The organism is Streptomyces sp. SID14478, from assembly GCF_010548525.1.
In the GTDB taxonomy this organism is placed as follows: Bacteria; Actinomycetota; Actinomycetes; order Streptomycetales; family Streptomycetaceae; genus Streptomyces.
In genome coordinates, this window is sequence record NZ_JAAGMG010000225.1 from 1 (window position 1) to 4,645 (window position 4,645).

Here is a 4,645-nt window from a genome sequence, read left to right on the forward strand (position 1 = left end):
TGATGTCCACGTGGACGAGTTCGCCGGGCCGGTCGCGTTCGTAGCGGCGTATGACCCGGCCGGTTGCCCGGTCCAGGTGCGTGAGCCGGGCGAGCTGGTAGCGGGTCAGGACGCGGTGGACGGTCGAGGGCACCAGGCCGAGCAGGTGAGCAATGCGTGCCGGTCCCCAGCGGCGCAGGACACGGACTTTGATGATCCGGCGTTCGGTGCGGGTCGGTGTCCGGTCCGGGCTGTGACGGGGGCGGCTGGAGCGGTCGCTCATGCCGGCCTCGCCCAGGGCACGGTAGCGGCCGGCCCAGCGCTGGGCGGTGGTGGGCGAGACCTGAAAGCGTTCCGCGGCCCGGCGCAGCGGCCAGCCGTCATGGACCACGCAGCGGGCCAGCCGCAGCCGTCCGGTCTCGGTCAGAGGTGCATTACGGTGGGGCACGAGGGCCTTTCTGTTGCTGGTGCAGATGTCGCAATCCACACCAGGCCAGAAGGCCCTCACCCATTTCAAGATCGATCAGCCGTGAACCCTGTCACTGTCCACAACCTCCCCGGACAGAACACCTAGGGCCGTCGACTACAGCGTCACGCCCCGCTCGGCGAACCACTTCACCGGGTCGACGCCCGACCCCAGATACGGCGTGAGCCGCACCTCGAAGTGCAGGTGCGGCCCCGTCGAGTTGCCGGTGGTGCCGGACTGGCCGAGCCACTGCCCCGCGCGCACCTTCTCGCCCTGGTCCACTGCGGCGGCCGCGAGGTGCGCGTACTGCGTGTAGTAACCGCCCGGATGCTGCACGACGACCTCGATGCCAAAGGCGCCGCCGCAGGACACGCTCACGACGCGTCCGGCACCGGCCGCCCGCACGGGCGTGCCGATGTCGACCGCGAAGTCCTGGCCGGTGTGCCGGTGCGCCCAGCGCTCGCCCGCGCTGTCGAAGCCCGCGGACAGCGCGTACTTCTCCACGGGAGGCAGCCACGCGCGCGTGGCGCGAATTTCCGGCTGTTCGAGACGGACGGCACCCCGGCACTGCCCCGCCGCCACCGACCGGTCCGCCTCGCCCTGCAGCTCCCACTGCGCCTGCTCCAGCTTGCTGGCGATGCTCTTCTTCAGGTGCGCGAGTTCGACGTTGCGCACCCGTAGGGAGCTCCATTGGGACTGCGCCTCGCGCTGCCCCTCCGAGAGCTTCCGCTCCGCGCGACGGCTCTTGTCCACCGCGTTGTTGAGCGCGAGATCGGCCTGCCAGACGGCCCGTTGACCGTGCATCAGCTCTTCGGGCTCGGCGGAGAGCAGCATCTGCGCCGTGAGCGGGATGTCGCCGCCGTTGCGGTACTGGGCGCGGGCGATGCGGCCGAGGTCGTTGTGCAGCACGGCGATCTCGCGGCGCTCCCGCACGAGCAGCCGTTCCATCCGCTGTGCCTTGGCCTTTTGTGCGGCGGCGGCCAAACGTCCCTCTTCGTAGTGCTGCGTAGCCGCTGACGCTTCCTCAAAGAGGCGGGCGACTTCGGCACTCGGCTCGGGACCCTCCGCACCCTGGGACAGCGTGGGCGGGCCGCCGAGTGCGAAAAGTGCGCACAGCAGCGCCGGTACGACGAGGGAGCTGCGGGAGCGGCGGGGTCGTGGGCGCATGTCTCGGATGGTTGCCCGCTGCGCTGCCGCCCTCCCTGTGGACTCGTACGGCCGGGGGAACGCATGCCCCGTACGGCGCAGAAACGTACCGCCGATTCAGGGAGGTCCGGGCTCAGTACGGTGCCTGCCACACGACGGTCGTGCCGCCGTCGTCGTCCCCGAGGCCCGGCCCGTACCAACTGTCGCCGCCGAGCGACTCGGCCCGCCTCTTGAGGTTCTTCAGGCCACTGCGCCGCCCGCCCTCGGGGATGCCCACGCCGTCGTCGGCGACGGTGAGGCGGACGCCCTGCTGCCCGTCGGGAAGGATCATGGCCGCGTCCACGACGACGTCGATCCGGGACGCCTCCGCATGCCGGAACGCGTTCGACAGGGCCTCGCGCAGCGCCGCGATGAGGTTCTTGCCGGTGAGTTCGCCGACGACCGTGTCGACCGGCCCCAGGAAGCGGTGCGAGGGCTTGAAGCCGAGCGGCACCGCCGCCATGTTGATCTCGCGCAGCACGCGCGTGCGCAGGCCCGACGGCGCCTCCGTCGGGCCCTGTTGGAGCGCGAAGATGGCGGTACGGATCTCCTGGATGGTGACGTCCAGTTCGTCGACGGACTTGCCGATGCCGGTCTGCACCTCGGGCACCACCGACCGCCGCTGGGCCGACTCCAGCATCATGCCCGTGGCGAAGAGCCGCTGGATGACGAGGTCGTGCAGGTCGCGCGCGATGCGGTCGCGGTCCTCGAAGACGGCGAGCCGCTCCCGGTCGCGCTGCGCCTCGGCCATCATCAGCGCGAGCGCGGCCTGTGAGGCGAACTGTGTGGCCAGCGTGCGCTCCACGTCCGTGAAGGGACGCCCCCCACGCGCGCGGGGCGTCACCAACGTCCCCAGGACGCGCCCGTCGCTCTGCAGCGGCAGCATCATGGCCGGGCCGTAGCCGCGCGCGAGATCGGTCATCACCCGGGGGTCGGTGGCCGCGTCGTCGACGAACACGGCTTCCCCGCCGAGCAGTTCGGAGACGATCTCGCTCTCCGGCGGGATGATCACGCCGAGCGCGGCCGAGGGCTCGTCGGAGGCGACGGCCACGATCTCCATGCCGCCCTCCTCGGCGGGCAGCAGCACTATGCCGGCCGCCGAGTCCGAGAGGTGGCGGGCCTGTTCGGCGACCACTTGGAGCGCGTCCTCCGCGTCGCCGCCGGAGAGCAGCGCGGTGGTCACGGCCACGGATCCGTCGATCCACCGCTCCCGCTGCCGTGCCGCTTCGTAGAGGCGCGCGTTGCCGATCGCGATGCCCGCCTCGGTGGCGAGCACCCGGACCATGTTCAGGTCGTAGTCGTTGAACTCGCCGCCGCCGTGCTTCTCCGTGAGGTAGAGGTTGCCGAAGATCTCTCCCTGTACGCGGATGGGGACGCCGAGGAACGTGCGCATCGGCGGATGGTCGGCGGGGAACCCGCACGAGCGCGGGTCGTCCGCGAGGTCCGCCAGACGCAGTGGCTCGGGGTCGTGGATGAGCGCGCCGAGCAGCCCCCGGTGTCCGTCGGGCAGCCGCCCGATGAGCTGCGCGGTCTCCTCGTCGACCCCGTAGTAGACGAAGTCGGAGAGCCCCTCGCCGTCCTCGGAGACGACGCCGATCGCCGCGTATCGGGAGTCCGCCAGCTCGGCGGCGGTCTCGCAGATCCGGTCGAGCGTGGAGTGCAGCTCCAGGCCGGTCCCGACGGAGCGCATCGCTTCCAGGAGCTGCGGCACCCGTGCGGTCAGCTCCGTGGACAGCCCTTGCAGGCTGCGGGTGGCCTGGGTCGCGGCCTCCACGGCGTCCGCAGTGGGCTCGGCCGGGTCCGAGGAGGGAAGAGGCGCGGGGTCCGTCGGGGCTGCCATGCCCTTGAGACTAGTTAGTCCTATTTGGCGAGGAAAGTCGGGGTTCCGGTCCGCGCTCAGGCGCCCGCCGCCGCGACCAGCAGTTCCGCCGCGCCCTCCCGCTCCCGAAGCTCCCGCAGCGGCCCGTCGACGGCCGTCAGCTCGGCATGGGCGCCACGCTGCACGACCCGCCCGCCGTCGAGCACGATCACCTCGTCGACGGCGTCCAGACCGGCGAGCCGGTGCGTGATCAGCAGCGTCGTCCGTCCCCGGGTCGCGTCCAGCAGGTCCGCGGTGAGCGCGTCCGCCGTCTCCAGGTCGAGGTGCTCGGCGGGCTCGTCCAGGACCAGGACGGGGAAGTCGGCCAGCAGCGCGCGGGCCAGCGCCAGCCGTTGCCGCTGCCCGCCGGACAGCCGCGCGGCGTGCTCGCCCACCAGGGTGTCGAGCCCGTGGGGCAGCGCGTCCGCCCACTCCAGAAGGCGTACGCGGTCGAGCACGGCCCGCAGCTCGTCCTCGCCGGCGTCCTTCTTGGCCAGCAGCAGGTTCTCGCGGACGGTGCTGTCGAAGAGGTGCGCGTCCTGGGCGCACAGCCCGACGCTGCGCCGCACCGCATCGCCGTCCATCGCGTACGCGTCGCCCCCACCGAGCGTGTACGTCCCGGCGTCCGGGTCGAGGAAGCGCAGCAGCACCTGGGCGAGCGTCGTCTTGCCGGATCCGGAGGGACCGACGACGGCGACCCTGCGGCCCCGGTCCAGTGTCAGGTCGACCCCGGCGAGCGCGTCCCTCGCCTGGCCCTCGTGCCGGGCGGTGAGCCCCCGCACGACGAGCGGGAAGGGGTCCTGCGGCGCCTGTGCGGGCCGTTCGGGTTCCCGTACGGGTTCGGGCGCGTCCAGGACCTCGTAGACGCGCTCAGCGCTCTTGTGGACCCGCTGGCGGTACTGCACGGCGAGCGGCAGCCCGAGCACCGCCTCGAACGCGGCGAGCGGCGTCAGGACGACGACCGCCATCGCCACGCCGTCCAGCTGCCCGGCGCGCACGCCCTGGATGCCGACGAGGGCGGCGCCCGCCACGGTCAGGCCGGTGATCAGCGCCGTGAGCCCGTCGCCGAGCGCGGTCGCGGTCGCGGTACGCGAGGCGATCCGGGTCAGTACCGAGTCGGCATCGCCGGCCTCCTGCTTACGCTGCGGAAGCGCTCC

4 protein-coding genes are annotated in these 4,645 nt (G+C 72.2%); all 4 read right to left on the reverse strand.

What is annotated here, in order from left to right; translation table 11 throughout:
* The coding region (locus tag G3I40_RS08395) for a leucine zipper domain-containing protein (protein WP_164301536.1) at positions 1-427 on the reverse strand (427 nt) is incomplete at its 3' end.
* Between the two features lie 135 nt (positions 428-562).
* Positions 563-1,612, reverse strand: coding sequence for a M23 family metallopeptidase (locus G3I40_RS08400; protein ID WP_164301537.1), 1,050 nt, complete (start codon positions 1,610-1,612; stop codon positions 563-565).
* Between the two features lie 112 nt (positions 1,613-1,724).
* Positions 1,725-3,470 carry a GAF domain-containing protein gene (locus G3I40_RS08405; protein ID WP_164301538.1) on the reverse strand — a complete coding sequence of 582 codons (1,746 nt, stop codon included), beginning with the start codon at positions 3,468-3,470 and terminating at the stop codon, positions 1,725-1,727.
* A 56-nt stretch (positions 3,471-3,526) separates the two neighbouring features.
* On the reverse strand, positions 3,527-4,645 hold a 1,119-nt coding region (gene cydC, locus G3I40_RS08410), incomplete at its 5' end, for a thiol reductant ABC exporter subunit CydC (RefSeq protein ID WP_164301539.1).

Excerpts from the sequence above, each read along its gene's own strand:
- G3I40_RS08400 (WP_164301537.1), bottom strand. The coding sequence starts at position 1,612 with ATGCGCCCACGACCCCGCCGCTCCCGCAGCTCCCTCGTCGTACCGGCG.
- G3I40_RS08405 (WP_164301538.1), bottom strand. The coding sequence starts at position 3,470 with ATGGCAGCCCCGACGGACCCCGCGCCTCTTCCCTCCTCGGACCCGGCC.